The sequence below is a fragment of the Colwellia sp. MB02u-10 genome (assembly GCF_014077185.1).
Classification (GTDB): Bacteria; Pseudomonadota; Gammaproteobacteria; order Enterobacterales; family Alteromonadaceae; genus Cognaticolwellia.
Map to the genome: position 1 here is coordinate 118,002 of NZ_JACGVK010000132.1, position 22,235 is coordinate 140,236.

General features: G+C 38.8%; 17 protein-coding genes. All 17 read right to left on the reverse strand.

Features of this window, described 5'->3' with window-relative positions:
* Positions 1 to 79: 79 nt before the first annotated feature.
* The 17 genes from rfbD to H4J59_RS14060 all read right to left on the reverse strand — a co-directional run bounded on the left by rfbD (position 80) and on the right by H4J59_RS14060 (position 22,234).
* The gene (gene rfbD / locus H4J59_RS13980; RefSeq protein WP_182240318.1) at positions 80 to 955 is read right to left on the reverse strand and encodes a dTDP-4-dehydrorhamnose reductase; all 876 of its coding nucleotides are present in this window, start codon (positions 953 to 955) and stop codon (positions 80 to 82) included.
* 14 nt (positions 956 to 969) lie between these two features.
* Positions 970 to 1,542: a dTDP-4-dehydrorhamnose 3,5-epimerase gene (gene rfbC, locus H4J59_RS13985; protein WP_182240320.1), complete on the reverse strand. Its 573-nt coding sequence runs from the start codon at positions 1,540 to 1,542 to the stop codon at positions 970 to 972.
* Positions 1,543 to 1,897: 355 nt separating this feature from the next.
* Positions 1,898 to 2,776, reverse strand: coding sequence for a glucose-1-phosphate thymidylyltransferase RfbA (gene rfbA, locus H4J59_RS13990; RefSeq protein WP_182240322.1), 879 nt, complete (start codon positions 2,774 to 2,776; stop codon positions 1,898 to 1,900).
* A gap of 282 nt (positions 2,777 to 3,058) precedes the next feature.
* A complete protein-coding gene (gene galE, locus H4J59_RS13995) occupies positions 3,059 to 4,069 on the reverse strand; it encodes a UDP-glucose 4-epimerase GalE (RefSeq protein WP_182195151.1) in 1,011 nt (336 codons plus the stop codon).
* A gap of 53 nt (positions 4,070 to 4,122) precedes the next feature.
* The gene (locus H4J59_RS14000) at positions 4,123 to 5,079 is read right to left on the reverse strand and encodes a DHHA1 domain-containing protein (protein WP_182240324.1); all 957 of its coding nucleotides are present in this window, start codon (positions 5,077 to 5,079) and stop codon (positions 4,123 to 4,125) included.
* Between the two features lie 970 nt (positions 5,080 to 6,049).
* Positions 6,050 to 6,652, reverse strand: coding sequence for an adenylyl-sulfate kinase (gene cysC, locus H4J59_RS14005; RefSeq protein ID WP_182240326.1), 603 nt, complete (start codon positions 6,650 to 6,652; stop codon positions 6,050 to 6,052).
* Positions 6,653 to 6,816: 164 nt separating this feature from the next.
* Positions 6,817 to 8,544: an SLC13 family permease gene (locus H4J59_RS14010; RefSeq protein ID WP_182240328.1), complete on the reverse strand. Its 1,728-nt coding sequence runs from the start codon at positions 8,542 to 8,544 to the stop codon at positions 6,817 to 6,819.
* Between the two features lie 1,320 nt (positions 8,545 to 9,864).
* Positions 9,865 to 11,268: a sulfate adenylyltransferase subunit CysN gene (gene cysN / locus H4J59_RS14015; RefSeq protein WP_182240330.1), complete on the reverse strand. Its 1,404-nt coding sequence runs from the start codon at positions 11,266 to 11,268 to the stop codon at positions 9,865 to 9,867.
* A gap of 90 nt (positions 11,269 to 11,358) precedes the next feature.
* Entirely contained in the window at positions 11,359 to 12,258 is a 900-nt protein-coding gene (gene cysD, locus H4J59_RS14020; RefSeq protein ID WP_182138269.1) for a sulfate adenylyltransferase subunit CysD, read from the reverse strand.
* A gap of 460 nt (positions 12,259 to 12,718) precedes the next feature.
* Positions 12,719 to 14,365, reverse strand: a complete 1,647-nt coding sequence (gene pgi / locus H4J59_RS14025) for a glucose-6-phosphate isomerase (RefSeq protein ID WP_182240332.1) — start codon at positions 14,363 to 14,365, stop codon at positions 12,719 to 12,721.
* Between the two features lie 672 nt (positions 14,366 to 15,037).
* A complete protein-coding gene (locus H4J59_RS14030) occupies positions 15,038 to 15,361 on the reverse strand; it encodes a nucleotidyltransferase domain-containing protein (RefSeq protein WP_182240334.1) in 324 nt (107 codons plus the stop codon).
* Positions 15,362 to 15,363: 2 nt separating this feature from the next.
* The gene (locus H4J59_RS14035) at positions 15,364 to 15,792 is read right to left on the reverse strand and encodes a nucleotidyltransferase substrate binding protein (RefSeq protein ID WP_182240336.1); all 429 of its coding nucleotides are present in this window, start codon (positions 15,790 to 15,792) and stop codon (positions 15,364 to 15,366) included.
* Positions 15,793 to 15,949: 157 nt separating this feature from the next.
* Complete coding sequence (galU, locus tag H4J59_RS14040; protein ID WP_182240338.1) at positions 15,950 to 16,852, reverse strand: UTP--glucose-1-phosphate uridylyltransferase GalU; 903 nt, start codon at positions 16,850 to 16,852, stop codon at positions 15,950 to 15,952.
* Between the two features lie 241 nt (positions 16,853 to 17,093).
* Positions 17,094 to 19,016, reverse strand: a complete 1,923-nt coding sequence (locus H4J59_RS14045) for a nucleoside-diphosphate sugar epimerase/dehydratase (protein WP_182240340.1) — start codon at positions 19,014 to 19,016, stop codon at positions 17,094 to 17,096.
* Between the two features lie 531 nt (positions 19,017 to 19,547).
* The gene (locus tag H4J59_RS14050) at positions 19,548 to 20,114 is read right to left on the reverse strand and encodes a sugar transferase (RefSeq protein WP_182240342.1); all 567 of its coding nucleotides are present in this window, start codon (positions 20,112 to 20,114) and stop codon (positions 19,548 to 19,550) included.
* Positions 20,107 to 21,075: an SDR family oxidoreductase gene (locus tag H4J59_RS14055; RefSeq protein ID WP_182240344.1), complete on the reverse strand. Its 969-nt coding sequence runs from the start codon at positions 21,073 to 21,075 to the stop codon at positions 20,107 to 20,109. Before H4J59_RS14055 ends, H4J59_RS14050 begins: the two co-directional genes overlap by 8 nt.
* Entirely contained in the window at positions 21,068 to 22,234 is a 1,167-nt protein-coding gene (locus tag H4J59_RS14060) for a glycosyltransferase family 4 protein (protein ID WP_182240346.1), read from the reverse strand. Before H4J59_RS14060 ends, H4J59_RS14055 begins: the two co-directional genes overlap by 8 nt.
* Between the last annotated feature and the right edge of the window lies 1 nt (position 22,235).

Sequence of the window (22,235 nt, forward strand, 5' to 3'; positions counted from 1 at the left end):
CTCTCTAAAAAATTTGATATATAAGCGATCAACACTGAGCAATACATAATAAATAAACAATAAATAAACAATAAATAAATTAAGACTGCTCTGCTTTTAACGCATGCATCATAGTGGCCAACTGTGTTTGCCAGTGAACAAACGAAAGCTCAGGCAAGGCAAGCATTAAACTGCTCTTATCTAACACACTATAATGTGGCCGTTTGGCCGGCGTTGGGTATTGGGCAGTAGTTATCGGTTTGATGGGTGTTTTTTTAATTAATAAACCCAGTTCATAGCCCATATTTTGAATAGCGACTGCAAAATCAAACCAGCTAGCAACACCTGTATCGGTATAGTGATGAATACCTGTGATATTGTGCGTTAAGCTTGCAATACAAGCTGCAGCCAAGCCCTTCGCGTAAGTAGGCGACCCTATCTGGTCACTAATAATGCCAAGCTCAGGCTTGGTATTCATTAAGTTCAGCATAGTTTTTACAAAATTATTACCGTGCGTTGAATACACCCAAGACGTGCGAATAATAGTACTTCGCTCTGGGTAAACCTGGGTAATTAACTGCTCACCTTGGGCTTTACTCGCACCATAAATCCCTAAAGGTCGTATTTCATCCTCAGGTAAATAAGGCGCGCCTTTATCACCATGAAAAACAAAGTCTGTCGATATATGCACAAAAGACACAGATAAATTTTTACACGCCTGCGCTAAATTACCTACCGCTTTGGCATTAAGGGCATAGGCATTTTCAACATCACTTTCAGCCTTATCTACGCCGGTGTAGGCAGCAGCATTTATAACACCTGCAGCTTTATGCAGCTGTAAACTATGAGTGATTGCTGCAATATTTTGCAGGTTAATATCATTGCGCCCTAAACAGAGTATTTCATGCTCGGGAGATGAAAACTGACTTAACTCCCAAGCTAATTGACCCGACTTGCCTATAACAATTATTTTCATGGTTTTATCTGACTTTACGTATACAAGGAAGTAAGCGAAGCAGTAAACGCGGGGGCATCTTTAAACAACAACCCCACTTCATCTTTTACGGCTAAAACAGGCGCTTGACCATTAACCAGCGGCCACTGAATATTTAACGCTGGATCATTCCACAATAGTGACACTTCATGCTCTGGCGCATAATAATCTGTGCATTTATAAACAAATTCTGCTGACTCACTCATGACATAGAAACCATGGGCAAAACCTTCAGGCACCCATAGTTGTCGCTTATTTTCACCCGAAAGCACCACGGCGACATGCTGACCGAAAGTAGCCGACGATTTACGCATATCAACCGCAACATCATAAACCTCACCTGAGGTAACACGTACTAACTTACCTTGAGTATTTTTCAGTTGGTAATGCAAGCCGCGCAAAATACCATGGCTTGATTTACTGTGGTTGTCTTGTACGAAAGCATGTTCAGAGCAATGCTCATTAAACGTATCAACACGGAAGGTTTCCATAAAAAAACCACGTTCATCACCAAATACTTTTGGTTCAATAATTTTAACGTCGGCTATTTTAGTATCAATATAATTCATAAAATCCCATCAAAACTTCAAAATCAACTTATGTAGGGGCGAATTCATTCGCCGTGGCAAAACCTAATTATGAATCCAAAAAGCGACTAAAGTCGCCCCTACAAGGAGATAAAATAAAAACCAAAAGCTCTTTTGTTAAAAACCTCATTCCCTTCTCATTGTTTCCTCCTGTAAAAAAATAAGACCATATCTCACAGGGAAAAAACAAGGAGGACTGCAGGAGGTAAAACTAAAAAACAAAGCACTTTTAAATGTTTAAAGTCCCACCTCATTCCCTTCTTATTGTTTCCTCCCTGTAAAAAATAAAAGCATATCTCACAGGGAGAAATAAAGGAGGACAGCAGGAGAAAACGCTTTAAAACACCCGTTCTTCAATCAGCTTAATCAAATATTCGCCATAGCCACTTTTAAGTAAAGGCTGGGCAATTTCACACAGCTTTGCTTCAGTTAACCAACCATTGCGAAAGGCAACCTCTTCAGGGCAGTTAACCTTTAATCCCTGGCGCTTATCAATAGTGGCAATAAACTGTGCTGCAGCGAGTAAGTCGTCATGAGTACCGGTATCAAGCCAAGCCGTGCCACGGCCCATAATTTCAACCTTCAATTCACCCGCTTGCAAATACTGCTCAATCACATCAGTAATCTCTAATTCACCGCGCGCTGAAGGCTTAACATTTTTAGCTAATTGCACTACGCGAGCATCAAAAAAGTACAAACCAGGTACCGCATAATTTGACTTAGCCACTTGAGGTTTTTCTTCAACAGATATTGCCGTACCGTTCGCGTCAAACTCCACCACACCATATGATCTTGGATTCGACACATGGTAGCCAAAGACAGTACCACCACTTAATTGTGCATTAGCATTTTTAAGTGACTTGACCAAGTCGTGGCCATAAAACATATTGTCACCAAGCACTAAAGCCGCCGCAGAGCCATTAAGAAAATCTTCAGCTAATATAAAGGCTTGGGCTAAACCATCTGGGCTAGGTTGAATTTTATAAGAGAGGGTAATACCAAAATTTGAGCCATCACCTAATAGTTCTTCAAAACGGTGGATTTCTTCTGGTGTTGATATGATGAGTATTTCTTGGATACCTGCTTGCATTAGTGTCGCAAGTGGATAATAAACCATAGGTTTATCGTAAACAGGCATCAGCTGCTTACTAACAACTTTCGTGAGTGGGTAAAGTCGTGTGCCACTGCCGCCGGCTAAAATTATTCCTTTATGCATAAATCGTCCTTGTTTATAATAAATTCAGTACAGTAATTATTGTGCTTAGAAAACATGACCTAAAGTTGCATTATCACCCATAGGCTACATCTAGCTTGACTTTAGTCCATCAAGCTTAAATACAGCTGTCAATTATTTATCCGCCAAGCATGCTAATACCTACTTGGTTTTACTGAAAGCTGACAGCTGATAGCTAAGAGCTTCACTTCTAACTAACAGCTTCACTTCTAGCTAACAGCTTCACTACGAATTAAAATCAGTAGCTTAGCTATTAAAAATTAACTATTCAAAACCATTAGGGTTTTTAGACTGCCAGCGCCAAGTATCTGTAATCATAGTAGCTAAATCAAGTTTTGCATGCCAGTCGAGTAAGGTCTTCGCAACACTTGCATCAGCGTAAACGGTGCCAATATCACCGGCTCGGCGTGGCGCAATGTTATAAGGGATATCTTGTCCTGAAATCTCTTGAAAAGTGTTAACAATCTCTAACACCGAGGTACCATTACCTGTGCCTAAGTTAATCGGTACACAGCCTTTAATATCACTTAATGCTTCTAACGCTTTAACATGCCCTTGGGCCAAGTCTACTACATGAATATAATCTCTAACGCCTGTGCCATCGGGGGTCTGATAATCGTCACCAAACACTTGTAATTGCGCTAATCGGCCAACAGCCACTTGTGACACGTAAGGCAATAAATTATTCGGAATACCATTAGGGTTTTCACCAATAAGACCCGATTCGTGTGCGCCAATCGGATTAAAATAACGTAAACAGGCGATTGACCATTGCTCATCACTGCGTGCGAGATCAAAGAGAATATTTTCGATCATCAGTTTGGTTTGACCATAAGGATTGGTCGCAGACGTTGGCATAGTTTCATCAAGTGGCGAGGGATTATTTTCACCATACACAGTTGCTGATGAACTAAACACTAAATTTTTAACGTTATGCTCTGCCATAACTTGCAACAGTGTTACCGAACCAGAGACATTATTATGATAATAACTTAATGGCTTAACACTCGACTCACCCACAGCTTTTAAACCGGCAAAGTGCACTACAGCTTCAATGTTATGTTGCTCAAATACTTGCTTTAGTGCTTGGCGATCACAAATATCAGCTTGAATAAAGGTTACCGACTTGTCTGTTATTTGTTTAATACGGTCCAGCACTAATGTTGAAGAGTTAGATAAATTATCAACAATAACAATGTCTTTATCTAGCGCCAGCAATTCAATAACGGTATGGCTACCAATAAAGCCCGTTCCGCCTGTGATCAACAAACTCATCTTTAAATCCTTATAAGGTTAATGCTATTTATTATTGAATACCCGAAAGTAAACTATTGATAATATTTTGACACCAACGCAATGAATTTACCAAGTTTTTCTTTCGGTAGTTGATTGATGCCCGCCGCGGCAGCTCGACCACCACCGGTGTCAAACTGCGCACAAAGTTCACCAGCGCCCACTTTATTATTAATAGGGGCACGCAGGCTTACCGTGTAACTAGCATCAATATTTAAGGTGATCACCGCATGCGCTTTATCAGGCTCCTGATTGGCTAATGCATTACCATAAACCCCACTGACTCTGCGCGACCAAGCGGCATCTTCAAGCTCAATGAGTTGCAAAGCCGTATCATCATGCAATACGCTCGCCTGTTTAGCTTGTGCCATATCACTTAAGTAGGCTTGCTCAAGAATGGCAAAAATAGAGTTGGCTTCATTAATCAAAGTAAAGGGGTCTGGATAGCCCAATAAAGTAGTAAATAAAACATCAGGGGCAATATGTAAATCATCAACCGTGCGACCGTAGCCGTTATAGTTAATATAAATCCCTAAATTTTTCAGCTGAGCTTGTTCGCTATCTAACAAGCCAGCTTGCTGCGCTAACTGCTCGGCCGCTCGTAACATATTATCGCCAAAAGCCCCAACAATAGCCCATAAAGCATATTTGCCAGTTAAATATTGATTTACCAATAAACTGGTGCAAGTATTGGCGTCAATATCTATAATTTTATCTAAATGTGCAGAGGTCGGTATTTCACCCGTGCGATGATGATCAACATAAAACACCTCAACATTATGGGCGAGCAAGGCCTCTAAAGCGACAATGTTTTTTTCCATAGAAATATCAAGCACAGTAACAGAAGTTGCCTGTCTGACAGGTACTTGCTGTAATAATTGAATGTCGCGTTTAACGCCAGTGATCAGTGTTGAGGCTTTCGGTTGAGCCAAGCGCAGTTGTAACAGGGCAATAATGCCGTCAGCATCGCCATTAAAAACATCATAATGCATGCAAAAATCTCCTATATAAATTGTTTACCGATAAAGTTAGCATAAGTTACTTGTAAGTTTAATCTAGCTTGGACTTTAGTCCATCGGGTTAATCGCCTGCTGAGAGTTGTCGGACTAAAGTCCAACCTACATCAACAATCGCCAAAAGCTACGTTAGCACCCGTAAGTTTTATGTGGGCCTTTGTAGGTTGGACTTTAGTCCATCAAGTTAAATGAAATTTAACCGTCTTCGGCATCAATGCGAACGACAAAATAATACTCGCTACAGGTATTTTATGGCCAATCACGTTAATCGCCGGCTAATAGTTGACGGACTAAAGTCCGACCTACATCAACAATCGCCAAAAGCTACATTATCACCCATAAGCTTTATGTGGGCCTTTGTAGGTTGGACTTTAGTCCAACAAGTTAAATGAAATTTAACCGTCTTCGGCATCAATGCCAATTGAAAAAATAATACCCGCTGCAAGTGTTTGCTAGCCCATCGCGTTAATCGCCTGCTAATAGTTGACGGACTAAAGTCCGACCTACATCAACAATCGCCAAAAGCTACATTATCACCCATAAGCTTTATGTGGGCCTTTGTAGGTTGGACTTTAGTACATCAAGTTAAATGAAATTTAACCGTCTTTGGCATCAATGCCAATTGAAAAAATAATACTCGCTGCAAGTGTTTGCTAGCCAATCACGTTAATCGCCGGCTAATGGTTAACGGACTAAAGTCCGACCTACATCAACAATCGCCAAAAGCTACATTATCACCCATAAGCTTTATGTGGGCCTTTGTAGGTTGGACTTTAGTCCAACAAGTTAAATGAAATTTAACCGTCTTTGCATCAATGCCAATTGAAAAAATAATACCCGCTGCAAGTGTTTACTAACCCATCGCGTTAGTCGCCGGCTAATGGTTGACGGACTAAAGTCCGACCTACATCAACAATCGCCCAACGTTACATTGTCACCCGCCAACTCAATCAGTGATCAAGCCTTGCGTGATCAGATAATCAACCACTTGTTGAGCACATTGTTCAATACTTTTATTAGCCGTGTCGATATGAATGGTTGGGTTTTCAGGCGCTTCGTAAGTAGAGTCTATACCGGTAAAATCTTTAATCTCACCTGCTCGAGCTTTTTTATATAAGCCTTTTGGGTCACGTTGTTCGCAAACAGCAATCGGAGTATCGATAAATACTTCAATAAATTCTCCGTTCTCAAGCTTGTTGGCTGCCATGGCGCGATCAGCGGAAAAAGGAGATATAAATGCGGTTGAGACAATTAAACCGGCATCTACAAACAGTTTTGCCACTTCGCTAATACGGCGAATGTTTTCAACTCTCTCTTCATCACTAAAACCCAAGTCACCATTTAAGCCATGGCGAACATTGTCACCATCAAGTAAATAACTATGACAATGGCGTTGAAAAAGTAAAGCATCGACCGCATTGGCAATGGTTGATTTACCTGAGCCACTAAGGCCTGTGTACCATAACAAACAAGCTTTTTGCTTTTTGATATCAGCGCGTTGTGTTTTGCTTACTTGTTGAGTGTGCCAAACGGTATTTTCAGTTTTCATATTATTCCAGTTAAATTATTTACATAGCTGTAAGCTAAAGAAGCTTTAAGCTATCAGTTCAAAGCTGTCAGTAAAAACACAACAAAACTCTCAACTAATCTCTGATCTTTGTTTTTTACTGACAGCTGGCAGCTTAAAACTAAACGCTTCTCTTTTATTTTGCTCTAAAACGGAAAAACCACCGGTATCAAGATTAACACCACTACACTATAAGTCAGTGTTATCGGCCAACCAAATTTAATAAAATCAGTGATTTTATAGTTACCGGCATTAAACACCATAATATTGGTTTGATAACCATACGGGCTAATAAAGCTGCCACTAGCGCCAAAGGCTACCGCCATCACTAAGGGTAAAGGGCTAACACCTAAGCCAATGGCAATATTATAAGCTACCGGAAACACTAAAGCCGCCGCGGCGCTGTTGGTAATAACTTCGGTCAACACTAAGGTAATAAAAAATATCACCACCATAGCGATTAAGGCACTTTCACCTGCCAGTAATTGCTCAATTTCATGGGCAAAAATTCCTGCGACACCGCTATGTTCAAACGCTTGCGCTAAGGTTAATGCACCCAGCACAATGAGCCAAATTTCAATCGGGAATCGGCGCTTAATTTCATTCACCGTTAAACAACCAGTTAAAATCAATAACGCTAGATAAAACATTAGGCTCGACAACAAACTTATCGTAGTCACCATGGTCAGCGCAATAGCAATAATAAAGCCAAAAATAGCTAAAGAGTCACGCCAGCCTGACAGCATATCGTCGGGTTTATGACCGGAAAGAATAAAAAAGTTTTTCGTTAAATTAGTGCGCGCGCAAAAATCTGAGCCCACCGCTAAGACTAAAAAGTCACCCGCTTGCACTTTTATATCACCGAGTTTGCCAGAAAGCGACGTACCCTCTCGGCGAATAGCGACAACGGCGGCATCAAATCTTGCCCTAAACCCTGCTGTTTTTAAGGTTTTACCTACAATAGCAGAATCAGGTTTAATCAATACTTCGGTTAAGTTTTCCCGTAACAAACCCTTTTGCTCAGCAAATAAGGTTAAGCCATCAAATTGCTGTAAAACTAAAACTTTGCTGATGTCACCACTGAATATCAGTCTGTCATTCGGTTCTATGACTTCATCTGGCGTTACCGGAGAAATTAGCCGCCCGCAGCGTACTAACTCGACCAAAAATAACGTGTCTAAATTTCTTAAGCCATTATCTTCAATGCTTTTTCCAATCAATTTTGAGCTAGGTTTCACTTGTGCTTCAACCAGATATTCCTTATCACCTAACTGCTCGTTTGGCATGTCAGCTAACGTATGTTGACGCAATAATATAATCAACAAACAAGTAACAAGTGCAGCTCCACCCACTAGCGTAAAGTCAAAAAAACCTAAACTTTGTTGACCTTGTTCTAGCCATAACGAATTAACAATTAAGTTAGTTGAAGTACCAATTAGGGTTAAAGTGCCACCAAGAATAGCGGCGAATGACAAGGGTAAGAGCAACTTACCAGGATTGACCACAGTATTTTTTTTCACTACCGAAATTAACGTAGCGACCACCGCCGTATTACTGATTAATGCCGAACTCAAAGCGGTAAATACAAGCGTTCTAAAACTTGCCGTAGATGCTTTACCATTGAGCATTAACGCTGATATACGCCTTAATATACTGGTGCGTTCGTAAGCAAAAGAACATAACACCAATAATAATAACGTCACTAAACCAGGATTTACCGCATTACTGAGAATATCATCAGTGCTAACAAATGACGCCGCTAAACACAGTAACGTTGTACTACCAAAAACGCGCTCGGGTTTGTTTGGAAAAAAAACCAGCCCAATAAGCGTCAATGCAAATATTGCGACCAGTAGCCACTGCGTGTACAACATAATGTAAACCTAATCCAAGTTCTAACTACTGTTCGAAAAGTAAATATCGTAAAATTATAAAAAATCACCCAACACTACATTATCGCCCGTAGGCTCTTGTAGGTTGGACTTTAGTCCATCAGGTTAAATGAAATTTAACCGTCTTCGCATACATGCGAACGACAAAATAATTCTCGTTGCAGATGATTTGTGGCCCATTACGTTAATAGCCCGCTATACAATTGTCGGACTAAAGTCCGACCTACATAAACAATTACCGAACAATACACTGTCACCCGTAAGCTCTTGTAGGTTGGACTTTAGTCCAACAAGTTAAATGAAATTTAACCGTCTTCGCATATATGCGAACGACAAAATAATTCTCGTTGCAGATGATTTGTGGCCCATTACGTTAATAGCCCGCTATACAGTTGACGGACTAAAGTCCGACCTACAAAAACAGTTGCCCAACACTAAACTGTCACCTGTAAGCCCTTGTAGGTTGGACTTTAGTCCAACAAGTTAAATGAAATTTAACCGTCTTCGCATACATGCGAACAACAATATAATTTTCGTTGCAGATGATTTGTGGCCCATTACGTTAATAGCCCGCTATACAATTGTCGGACTAAAGTCCGACCTACAAAAATCACAAAAAAAACCAAACGCCCAACGCTACATCATCACCCGTAGGCTCTATGTAGGTTGGACTTTAGTCCAACAAGTTAAATAAAATTTAACCGTCTTCGCATAAATGCAAACAACAAAATAATGCCTGTTGCAGATGATTTGTGGCCCATTACGTTAATAGCCCGCTGTACAGTTGACGGACTAAAGTCCGACCTACATCAACAGTTGCCCAAGGCTACATTGTCAGCTCAGGCCCTTGTAGGTTGGACTTTAGTCCAACAAGTTAAATAAAATTTAACCGTCTTCGCATCAATGCGAACGAAAATATAATGCCCGTTGCAGATGTTATCTGGCCCATTACGTTAATAGCCCGCTATACAATTGTCGGACTAAAGTCCGACCTACAAAAACAGTTGCCCAACACTACATTAGCACCCGTAGGCCCTTGTAGGTTGGACTTCAGTCCAACAAGTTAAATGAAATTTAACCGTCTTCGCATCAATGCGAACGAAAATATAATGCCCGTTGCAGATGGTTTGTGGCCCATTACGTTAATAGCCCGCTATACAATTGTCGGACTAAAGTCCGACCTACAAAAATCACAAAAAAAACTAACCTACAGTGATCACTATGCCTTAACTTATTTTTTAACTTATAACTAAATCTTAACTGAAAGCTGACAGCTTAAAACTGACAGCTAACCTGCTATTCCTACTTCAATAAATCGCGTGCGCCCCAATGTGGGAAGTGCTTGCGAACTAAGGTGTTAAGTTCTTGCTCAAACGCTGAGTACTGATGATCTTGCTTCGCTTCAAGTGCGCCGTTAATCATACCCGCACCGACAGTAACATTACTCAATCGGTCAATAATAATAAAAGCACCGGTCGCTGGATTATCACCATAAGCATCAAAATGTAACGCTTCCGCTACTTCAAGTTGAGCAACACCGATTTCATTTAAGGCTAATTGGTCAACCGGAAATTTCTCTAAGGTATTAACATCAATGCGGTGGTCAATTTTTATTGCGTGCCCTGTGGTGAGCTTACTGCCGTGCTTAATGTAGTATTCACGCCCTGGTTCTAATTCGTCTTCATGCATCCAAACAATAGTCGCACTTAGCTCTTTAGCTGAAGTAGGAATACTGCCCTTTTTAACAATCATTTCACCACGACTGATGTCAATTTCATCTTCAAGGGTCAAAGTAACCGCCATACCGTGATCGGCGCGATCAATGTTACCTTCAAAAGTTACAATCGATTTGATCTTACTTTCCTTACCTGATGGCAAAGCAACAATTTCATCACCAACGCGAATATGTCCTGAGCCCACTGTGCCAGCAAAACCTCTAAAATCAAGATTAGGACGATTAACATACTGTACTTGCAAACGAAATTGAGTAAAGTGTTTTTGATCATCTACCTTAATAGTATTCAATAACTTCATTAACGTAGCACCGGGATACCAAGGCATCTTAGTACTTTCGTCAACAACATTGTCACCATTAAGGGCTGAAATTGGCACAAAACGTACATCTTCAAAAGCTAAGTCATCGGCAAATTTGCGGTAATCTTTTTTAATTTCTTGATAACGGTCTTGGCTATAATCAACCAAGTCCATTTTGTTAACCGCTACTAAAACATGCTTAATGCCTAACAAAGAACATATATAGGAATGACGACGAGTTTGCACTTGCACGCCGTGACGAGCATCAATCAAAATAATGGCCAGGTCACAGGTTGAAGCGCCCGTAGCCATATTGCGGGTGTATTGTTCATGGCCTGGTGTATCGGCAATAATAAACTTACGTTTGTCAGTAGCGAAATAGCGATAAGCAACATCAATAGTAATGCCCTGCTCTCGCTCTGACTGCAAGCCGTCAACGAGCAAGGCTAAGTCAATAGCTTCACCAGTAGTGCCCGACTTTTTACTGTCGTTTTTAATCGCCGCTAATTGATCTTCAAAGATCATTTTTGAATCGTGTAATAACCGGCCAATTAATGTGCTTTTGCCATCATCAACGCTACCACAAGTAAAAAAGCGCACCATTTCTTTGTTTTCATGCTGCTTCAAATAAGCTTCAATATCGGTTTCAAGTAAGTCTTCTGTATGACTCATGTTTTTTCCTTGGAAATCTCTACTCGACAAATTGTCGATTTAATTAAAATGCTAACACCGTAAAATAAACTGGAATAAGATGACAAAGTTTTAAAAATAACCTTCCATCTTTTTCTTCTCCATTGAGCCTGCCGAGTCGTGATCAATCACACGGCCTTGGCGCTCAGAGGTTTTGGTTAATAGCATTTCTTGAATAATTTCAGGTAAGGTTGTTGCGGTTGACTCAACAGCGCCGGTTAACGGATAACAACCTAAGGTTCTAAAGCGCACACTTTTCATTTGCACCACTTCGTCTTTACCAATAGGCATACGGTCGTCGTCAACCATAATTAAAGTGCCATCGCGTTCAACTACTGGGCGTTTTTCGGCTAAATAAAGTGGCACAATTTTAATGCCTTCTAAATAGATGTATTGCCAAATATCAAGCTCGGTCCAATTCGATAATGGAAAAACTCGGATGCTTTCGCCTTTATTCACTTTACCGTTGTAAATGTTCCACAGCTCAGGGCGTTGGCTTTTAGGATCCCAGCGATGATTTTTATCACGAAATGAATACACACGTTCTTTCGCACGCGATTTTTCTTCGTCACGTCGAGCGCCACCAAAAGCCGCATCAAAACCATATTTATCAAGGGCTTGCTTTAAGCCTTGAGTTTTCATGATATCGGTATGCTTAGCACTACCGTGCTCAAACGGACTAATATTCATCGCCATACCTTCGGCATTTTTATGCACGAGTAAATCAAAGCCATGTTCTTTCGCCATTTCATCGCGAAAGGCAATCATTTCTTTGAATTTCCAGTTGGTATCAACATGTAATAGCGGAAAAGGTATTTTTCCAGGAGCAAAGGCTTTTCGCGCAAGATGAAGTAACACGGCGGAGTCTTTACCAACTGAGTAAAGCATCACAGGATTATCAAATTCTGCGGCAACTTCGCGCATGATATGAATAGATTCGGCTTCTAACTTTTGTAAATGGGTTAATTGCATTGCTGACCACTAATGTTGGCATGATATTATTGATGAATATCATGGCACAAGAATAAAGTATTATCCATATGAGTAAAAGCTTGGTTATACCAAAAAGGTATAAAGAGAAAGGAAGATTAAACTTCTTATTCTAAAAATTAAACCTACGCCAATGCAATTAAGTCACTGAGCTAAGTGACAACCTAATGGTAAGGAAGGAACAATAATCCAGCGCACATGTTTATTGTTTCAAACTAAACATAAATAGCTAAATCGACGTAAAAGGATTTACTAATGCCGTGGAGCAATGTTATTACATGAGTGTAATTATTAGAGTAATGCCGGAGCAATTACCGAGGTGGCTAGGAACATCCCTGTAAGCACAGGTTTATTGTTCCAGACTAAATATAAGTACCTACATCCCTGTAGGCAAAGCAGATATTGCCAATTTAAACCAACTTAAGATGATCGATTAGTTATTTCAAATAGCAGTAGTTAAGTTACGCTTATAACGACGAATTAATGCCAGTGACGAGGCAGAAAGCTTTTCACTGTCAATATCGCCCATCGGCTGCGCCATCACGTTTAATACTTCTTTGCCAAGTTGCTTACCTAATTCAACGCCCCATTGGTCGTATGAGTTTATCTGCCAAATTACGCCTTGAACAAATATTTTATGCTCATACAGCGCTAATAAAGCGCCAAGGGAGTGGGGATCTAACTGCTGCATTAAAATAGTATTACTTGGGGTATTACCTTTCATAGTTTTATGGGCAGCTAGCCTATTCGCTTCAGCCTCACTAACGCCAGCATCCAACATTTCTGCTTTCGCTTGAGCTAAGGTTTTACCTTGCATTAAGGCTTCACTCTGAGCGAAACAATTAGCCACTAAAGCGTCATGATTAGCCAAATGTTTGCTCGTTGGGGCAAGAGAGAGAATAAAATCTGTTGGAATAATATCGGCACTTTGATGCATTAATTGCATAAAGGCATGTTGGCCATTTGTACCTTCCTGACCAAAAACCACGGGAGCGGTTAAATAATTAAGCGTTTTACCGGTAATAGAAACCGACTTACCATTACTTTCCATATCAGTTTGCTGCAAATAACCTGGCAAAGCTCTCAGCGCATGGTTATAAGGTAAAATAGCTAAGCTAGGGTAACCTAAAGCATTTCGATTCCAAATACCGAGCAAAGCCATCATTACCGGCATATTCTGCTCAAACGGTGCACTTTTAAAATGCTCGTCCATGGCATAAGCACCGGCTTTTAACGCGTTGAAATGGCTATTACCAATAATCAATGCCAGTGGCAAACCCACCGCTGACCATAAAGAAAACCGACCACCCACCCAATCCCACATCGGCAAAATATTATCCGCATTAAGTCCAAACGCTGTTGCCGCCTCAATATTACTGCTAACCGCATACCAATGTTGAGCAATAACCTCTGCAGACGAATGATGATCAGCCAAAGCATTAAGCATCCAAGCTTTAACAATAGTGGCATTCAGCAGGGTTTCTTGCGTAGTAAAGGTTTTAGAAACTACCACCACGAGCGTGGTTGTGGCATTAAGTTTAGCAAATTTTTCTTGCGCGGCATCACCATCAACATTCGCCAGCACATGCGCTTTCAAACCTGGCTGGTGGTAAGGCACAAGTGCCGACAAGGCCACCTTAACACCGTAATAAGAGCCGCCAATGCCAATAGCGAGAATATCAGTAAACTTTTCACCCGTAACCGAACACACCTTACCCGAATGCACATCATCAACAATGGCGGCCATTTTGGCTTCAGTGTTAATAACCTCATCGGCTTGCGCCCCTAACACATCAAGCTTAACCGAGTCAGGCGCACGTAATACCGTATGCAAAACAGCACGCTGTTCGGTAGTGTTAATTTTTTCACCCGAAAACTGTGCAGCTATTTTACCCGCAAGATCAGCCTGTTCAGCCAAAGTAAATAATGGCGTAAACTCACTATCAACAATGTTTTGCTTAGCATAATCTAAGAACAAGCCCGCCGCCGAAATCGTATAATTTTCACTGCGCTCAGGGTCGGAAAATAGTGAAAAAATATTACGCGTTAATGCCAGTTCAGTAAACTGCGATAAATTAGTTACGTCCATATACCTATACTTTTAATAAATGAGTGTTAATAAAGAAAAATGCCAATGCACCTGATGGACTAAAGTCCAACCTACATAGGGCCGACAGATAACACCATAAAATTTTGCAACTTATCTTTTGTAGGTCGGACTTTAGTCCGTCAACCGCCCAGCAAGCAATGACTATGATAGCTAAAACCCAAAAAATAAGCACTAATGCCAACCATTGGCCAAAAAGCCATAAAACCCGATGGACTAAAGTCCAACCTACATAGGACCTACATAGAGCAGACAAATAACACTATAAAATTTTGAAGTTTATCTTTTGTAGGTCGGACTTTAGTCCGTCAACCGCCCAGCAAGCAATGACTGTGATGGCTAAAACCCAAAGAATAAGCACTAATGCCAGCCATTGACCAAAGAGGCATAAAACCCGATGGACTAAAGTCCAACCTACATAGAGCCGACAGATCACAGCACAAAACTTTCAGCTTACCTTTTGTAGGTTGGACTTTAGTCCGACAACCACAAAAATAAATAAACAAGAAAACCAACCAACAAGTTGACTAACAGCTATACGTTTTTCTTTTCTCTGACAGCTGACAGCTGACCGCTGAGATCTGACATCTCAAAACTAAAAGCTTACAGCTATGTTTTTCTAAAAGCTTAAAACTGATAGCTGACAGATTTTTCTTAGCTATATCTCTTTTCTTTTCCCGCTTTACGATAAAACTCTACACCAACTCGCTTAATATGTTCAAGTAAACTATTACTGTCTATATCTTCATAAATCGACAAGTCAAACTCATAAGGTAAGAGTAAATCATCTAACTCAATACTAATATTAATTAGGTCTTTATAAGTCAATTTTTCACCTAAAAGCGTTATATCAATATCAGACCCTATTTTAAAATTTCCCTTTGCTCTCGAGCCATAAAGTATTACCGTATCAATAGTTGAGTATTTTCTAAATATAGCTTTAATGGCATCAATAGCATCAGGTTCTAAGCCAAACATTATTAAAGTAAGCTCTGATCTTTTGTTTGAAGATCATTTAATTTGGTATTCAGCAAGACAAAAGCATCGTAATACTCATTAATAATTTGTGCAGATATTTTAGCAGCAGTTTCACGATTATAAGTATGTGAAGTTAGCACTCTACTTTTAATCATTTCCATCCATAAACTGCCATTATCAATTAGACCGCGTTTAAAGGCCATACGAATAGCATCACGGCTACCTTGAATACCAACTTCCGCCTGCGCTTCATAAAAATCTTTAATAACATTCCAGGCTAACTCATAGTTATATTCAAAGGCCTGAATTAAGCCTTGCTCTTCCAGTTTACTGAGTGGGCGTTCTTTATTTAAATTGACAGCCTCAGATAACCCATTAAGGGCTAAATTAAAATTACTCAACCTTTGTTGCCATCGAACATCTAAAGACATATATAACCTTTGAGTGTTAAGAATGCAGTAAACCTGCTTAGCTTTAAGCTGACTGCTATTCTTTTTTCTTTTCTTTAAACTGAAAACTGAAAGCTGACAGCTCTCTCTTGTCTTTTCTTTAAACTGAAAGCTTAAAACTGAAAGCTGAAAGCTGAATTTAACTATTCATCAATTCAGTTAAATAACTTCTAAAGTCATCAGCCAATTCAGGATGACGCAAACCATATTCAACATTGGCCTTCATATAACCTAACTTAGAACCACAATCATGAGACTTACCCGTCATATGAAAGGCTTCAACGGTTTCTTTTTCCATTAACATCGCAATAGCATCGGTTAATTGAATTTCATCACCCGCACCCGGAGGGGTAATTTTCAATAAATCCCAAATTTTTTCAGACAACACATAACGACCAACCACTGCTAAGTTTGACGGCGCGTCTTCCATCGTTGGTTTTTCAACAATAGCCGTCATAGTTTTTGACTCGCCAGGGGCAAGCTCAACACCGCCACAATCAACCACTCCATAACTACTAACTTGTTCCATAGGCACAGGCTCAACCATAATCTGGCTGTAGCCACCAACTTCGTTATAACGGGTTAACATGGCAGCTAAATTTTCAGTTTTCAAATCTGCTGTAGCATCATCTAAAATAACATCAGGTAGCACAACAACAAATGGCTCGTTGCCGATAATAGGGCGAGCTTTTAATACCGCATGACCTAAGCCTTTGGCTTCGCCTTGGCGCACATGCAAAATGGTGACGTCTTTCGGGCAAATCGCTTGAATTTCATCAAGTAACTGACGCTTAACCCGTTTTTCTAAGGTAGTTTCAAGCTCAAATGATTTATCAAAATGGTTTTCAATGGCGTTTTTAGAAGAGTGCGTTACTAAAACAATTTCTTTAATACCAGCCGCAATACATTCATTTACTATGTATTGAATAAGTGGTTTATCAACAATGGGTAGCATTTCTTTTGGAATAGCTTTTGTGGCTGGCAACATCCGTGTACCTAAACCGGCTACAGGTATAACGGCTTTTTTTATTTTGTTCGACATTTTCATCCTTAATGTATTTAAACTATATATATCAATACCTGTAGTTTAAATATTTAATCATGACATGTCATGTTTTATATAGAATAAGGAAGGATTTCACAAAGAAAATTGATAAGTACAGATCGATAGGGACGAGTATGTACTTACCGATAAATTTATATTTAGAGGGGAAGTCCACGTATTTTACGGAGATATAAGTCAAACACCTTAAGGTGTCTCTTAATGACTAAATTGAGTAGCATCAAACGTTTTTCTCTTTAGCATTCCAAACCAAATCACAAATTCCATCTTTAGGAACAAAACCAGTGGGTGCTTGCAGCAATAACCTTCTTATATCTTCATGAGCAAACTCATGACAAGCTTCATCAAGTTTAACTAATATTTTTTCAAGCTCAGGCCAAGGTATCGAAAGCTCATGAGCTGACATAATGCGACGATGGTCTGTTTGGGTTATGTCGTCACCAATTAATAATTCTTCAAATAACTTTTCACCTTGGCGCAAGCCAGTGTATTCAATAGCAATATCGCCATCAGGGTTAAGCTTGTCTAAAACAGTTAATCCAGACAATCGGATCATCTTCGCTGCTAAGTCTGAAATATTTACAGGATCACCCATATCCAAAACGAATACATCGCCACCTTTTCCCATTGCTCCCGCTTGAATTACCAATTGAGAGGCTTCAGGAATGCTCATAAAATATCGAATTATTTCTGGGTGAGTTACTGTAATAGGTCCACCCATTTTAATTTGTTCTCTAAACAAGGGAACAACTGAGCCTGAAGAGCCTAATACATTACCGAAACGAACCATACAAAAACGAGTTTTTCCTTTAGCTTTAGCCGTTTCATCTGCTAATGCCTGTAAAACTAATTCTGCCATGCGCTTAGTTGTGCCCATCACGTTAGTTGGACGGACAGCTTTATCAGTAGATATTAAAACAAACGTTTCTACTTGTGCTTCAATTGCGGCCTCTGCTACAAACAAGGTGCCAAAAATATTATTCCGTACACCTTCTATAACATTATGCTCTACTACTGGAACGTGTTTATAGGCTGCAGCATGATAAATAGTTTGCACACCAAAGGTGCGCATAACAATTAACAATCTATTTTTGTTTTGTACAGAACCCAATAAAGGCACAATCGTTAGATCATAATCCAAGTTGTCAGCCAGTCTCTGTAATTCACCATTAATTTTATATAAAGCAAATTCTGACAATTCCATCAACACTATTTTTTTAGGACGTTGATTTAAAATTTGACGACAAAGTTCAGAGCCAATAGAACCCCCTGCACCTGTTATCATAATAACTTTATTTCGTATGTCAGCTTGTAATAAATCTTTATTAGGTTGAACTGGATCTCGGCCAAGTAAGTCATCTATTGATACTTCATGTAACTCATCAATTTTGGCATTACCACTCACTAAATCAGCGGAGCCCGGAATAGATAAAATTTCAACAGGTAAAGTCTCTAATTTATCTAATACTCTAGCAATACGCTTTTTATTTTCTCTAGGCATTGCTAATAAAATACGTTTAACCGCATATTTACTAATTAAGTTATTTATATCGCTACGATTAAAAACAGTGAGCCCTTGAATAGTACTTTTTTGAATACGCCTATCGTCGTCAATAAAGGCAACAGGAAAATATTCGTTACCTTGAACCAATGAATACGCGAGCTGTCGCCCAGAAGACCCTGCACCATAAATAATAACGGGTTCTTTGAATTTGCTTTTTTTGGATAATAAAGATCTAACGAACAATCGACTGCCACCGACTAATATTATCAAAAAGGCGGCGAAAACAACAGGTACCGTACGAGGTAAGTCGACAGATAAATAAACGGATAATAATATTAAACTAATTGTAGATAATACAACCGCTATTCCGATTGATGAAGCAACTCTACTACTAATAAAACGAATTACAGCACGATACAAGCCAAGCTTTATATTAATTAAAAGACTTATAGGTATCAAACAAGAAAGTAACAACCAATATTGTGAATTACTAAAAATGGCAAAGGAATCTAATCTTACTATCATTGCAGCCCAAAAGGCAGTTCCAACGAAAATTAAATCTGCTAATATGCTAATTAAACGTTTTACTAAACGAGGGGCTTTAAACAAAAAATCTATTGGAGAAGAAGATGCGTTCATATACGTTATTTAATCCTAATTCTATAGGGAAATTTTAACTACTTCATGGCTTATTATAGAAAGCAGATATAGGCAGATAAATAAGTATTATACACGAATCTAAATTCTTAGATGCATTTTTGCTTTGAATTTTATTTTCACCTGCTTTTATTGGCTTAGCAGAGTAGATATATAACTGAAATTGAAATATGGCTAATATGCGGAACTATTGGCAAACAAGGTATTTATTGCGCCACGCCCTGCAATGGCGCTCATCCGAGTGCTATTCTCTGTATTTTTGTTGAAACAGCTAAGGCTAATAGCCTTGTTGTGTATGACTACATCTCAAAATGCTTGCAGCATACCAAGCAACCAGACAACCTTGAACGATGGTTACCATGGAATATTGAGCACAGCTAAGTACCACCCCCTATAAGCTGACCAAACTAATTTTTCACTCACAAACTTAGTTTTTATCGTTTATCGTTTATCGTTTATCGACAATTTTGAAAAAACACCAAATAAAACAATTAAGATTAACTAATAACAATATTACTTAGTTTTAACCGCATCGCCTTTCCCACTTCCTGTCGCCGTCATAATAATATATTTGAAATAATCTATGGCTGTAAGTGTGGTAATCATCTTTTTATCTGTTTCTGCCAGTAATTGGGGGGTAGACATATCAATATTATTTACTTGCGCTAATCCCGTAATGCCAGGAAGAACATTATAAACACCTAAGCTATCTCTTTTTTGAATCAACTCTTCTTGATTAAAAAGGTTTGGTCGAGGCCCAACAAAACTCATTTCACCTTTTAGCACGTTTATCAATTGTGGTAATTCGTCGATTTTAGTTTTACGTAAAAAGGCACCAAGTTTAGTGATTGAAGCAGTGCTAGCTAAATGACTCGCTACTGACTTTGTATCAACGGACATAGTACGAAACTTAATAAGATTAAATGGTTTCTTGTTTTTACCAACGCGTTTCTGAATAAATATTGGAGATCCTGTATCAAAAAAACCGATAATTGTAACTATTGATATAATAGGAAAGGTAACAATTAGACCGAAAAAAGCTATTAAAAAATCGAGTGTGCGAATTAATAAATTATTCATAATCATTTCTTTTGTTGAGGTTTTCTAGAAAAAAATCCGCTGTTTTTATCATACATTCAGCATTGCTATATGGAGGAGTCCAGTTTAACAGCTCTTTTGCTTTAGATATATCAACTTGTAAAGAACCACATAGGCGTTGAGCTATTGCAGGCTTACCAATTAGTTGGGCCGAAAAATTAAACCATGAAGCAGGAATAGGTATTAATCGATTAGGTACATTTAGTGCTGTTGCCATGCTTTTTAGTAAACCAGTAGTGGAAACGTCTTCATTATCAGAAACTAAAAAAGTTTGGTTAGCTGCGCTAGGGTGCTCAATACAAGTAACAATAAAATCGACTAGGTTATCTATCGACACTAAGCTACGCTTGTTCTGTTTAATTCCACCTAAGGGCAATGGTAACCCTTTTTTTACCCACTTCATCATAGAAGAAAAATTCGCTTTTACCCCAGGACCATAAACTAAGACAGGACGGATGATTACCACTTCCATCCCAGTTTCATCGGCTATTCTCCGTAAACCGACCTCTGCTTCGTATTTACTTAACCCATAAGGGTCAGTTGGTATAAAAATATCATCTTCCTTAAATGCTAAGCCAGCTTCAGTAAACTCTCCATTGACCTTAATCGAGCTAATGAATATAAAACGCTTTACGCCAGTTGAAGCTGCTTGCGTAGCTAAATTCATTGTACCATGCGTATTGATCTTTCTAAATTCAGTTAAAGGATCTTGTGAATTATCATTCATTATATGCGCTCTAGCAGCGCAATGAATAACAGTATTTATATCAGCAAGCGGTTTACTAAAATCTGAGTGATCATCTAGTTGAGATTGATTAAAATAAAAATCCATATTTTTAGGAGGAGTTCGTCCTAATAAAGATACTGCATAAGCTGAATTAATAGTGTTCAACAAATGTGATCCAATAAAACCAGAATATCCTGTCAGTAATATCTTATGCATTATTAGTACTTCTTAAATTAATAATAGATTGAGCCATTTTTTTCATTATATTTGTACGTGTATAGTTATTTATAAAATCACTTCTATCTGAGTGCCCAAACTTTAGTTTACTAAGTGCAGATAATGCACCTTTACCATCTCCTGGGTAAAACACTTCAGCATTAGATACTTCCTTGGTGATAAATTCAGCAGCATAACCACTTACACCAGCTAATATGGGCTTACCTGTTGCTGCATACTCGAAGATCTTTGACGGCAGTACCTTTTCAAAAGCAGGATAATCATTTAAGTGTAAAAATAACACATCAGCATTCATATATTGATCTGACAACTCCTTTCTCTGCATAGGAGGATGTAAACTAACATTTTCAATACCAAGCAAAGTACTTTCTAAAATAGGTTTTCTCCCGCCGTCACCTATCACATCAATTTTAAATGTTTCGTCTAGGTTTTTAGCTAATTCAGGTAGTATTGTATGTAAACCTTGCCCTTCACCAATATTCCCTGCATAGAGAATTATTTGTTGTTCTGAAGATCCTTCAACATTTGCAGCTAAACCTAAAAACTCATCATCGATACCATTAGTAAAGTAACTAAATTCAGCTTGCTTAAATCGATGAATAAAGTAATTTTCAAACCCCTTAGAAACTAGGTTTATATGCTTTGCAGATTTAAAAGTATAACTTTCAATCAATGACAAAATAGGTTTTGCAAAAAAGTTTATTTTTGGACTAATAACATCTTTTATAGTATCAACAAAAATATCACGAATATCTAAATACAACGGTAATTTCTTCTTTTTAGCTACACACGCCCCTAAAAATGCAGTAAATAATCGCGAACTTGTAGCAAAAACCAAATCATATTCTTTATCCTTGGTTAGTTTTACTGCTTCAATATAAAATCGTGTAAATGACTTTATTTGATCTAACATGCCACTGTTATGAGAGGGTAAGTCAATTCGATTAAGCGTGACATTACCTACCTGCTCAAAACTATTTGCTGAAGCAGAAAAAGAAGCATAACGATTTGGCATCGTTGTTACTATTTCAATTTCTACATCATCATATTGTTTTAACTGTTCAATTAAAGAAGTAGCTCTAAACGAACCTGCACATAAATCAGGTTGGTAATAAAAAGACAAAACCAAAATACGCAAA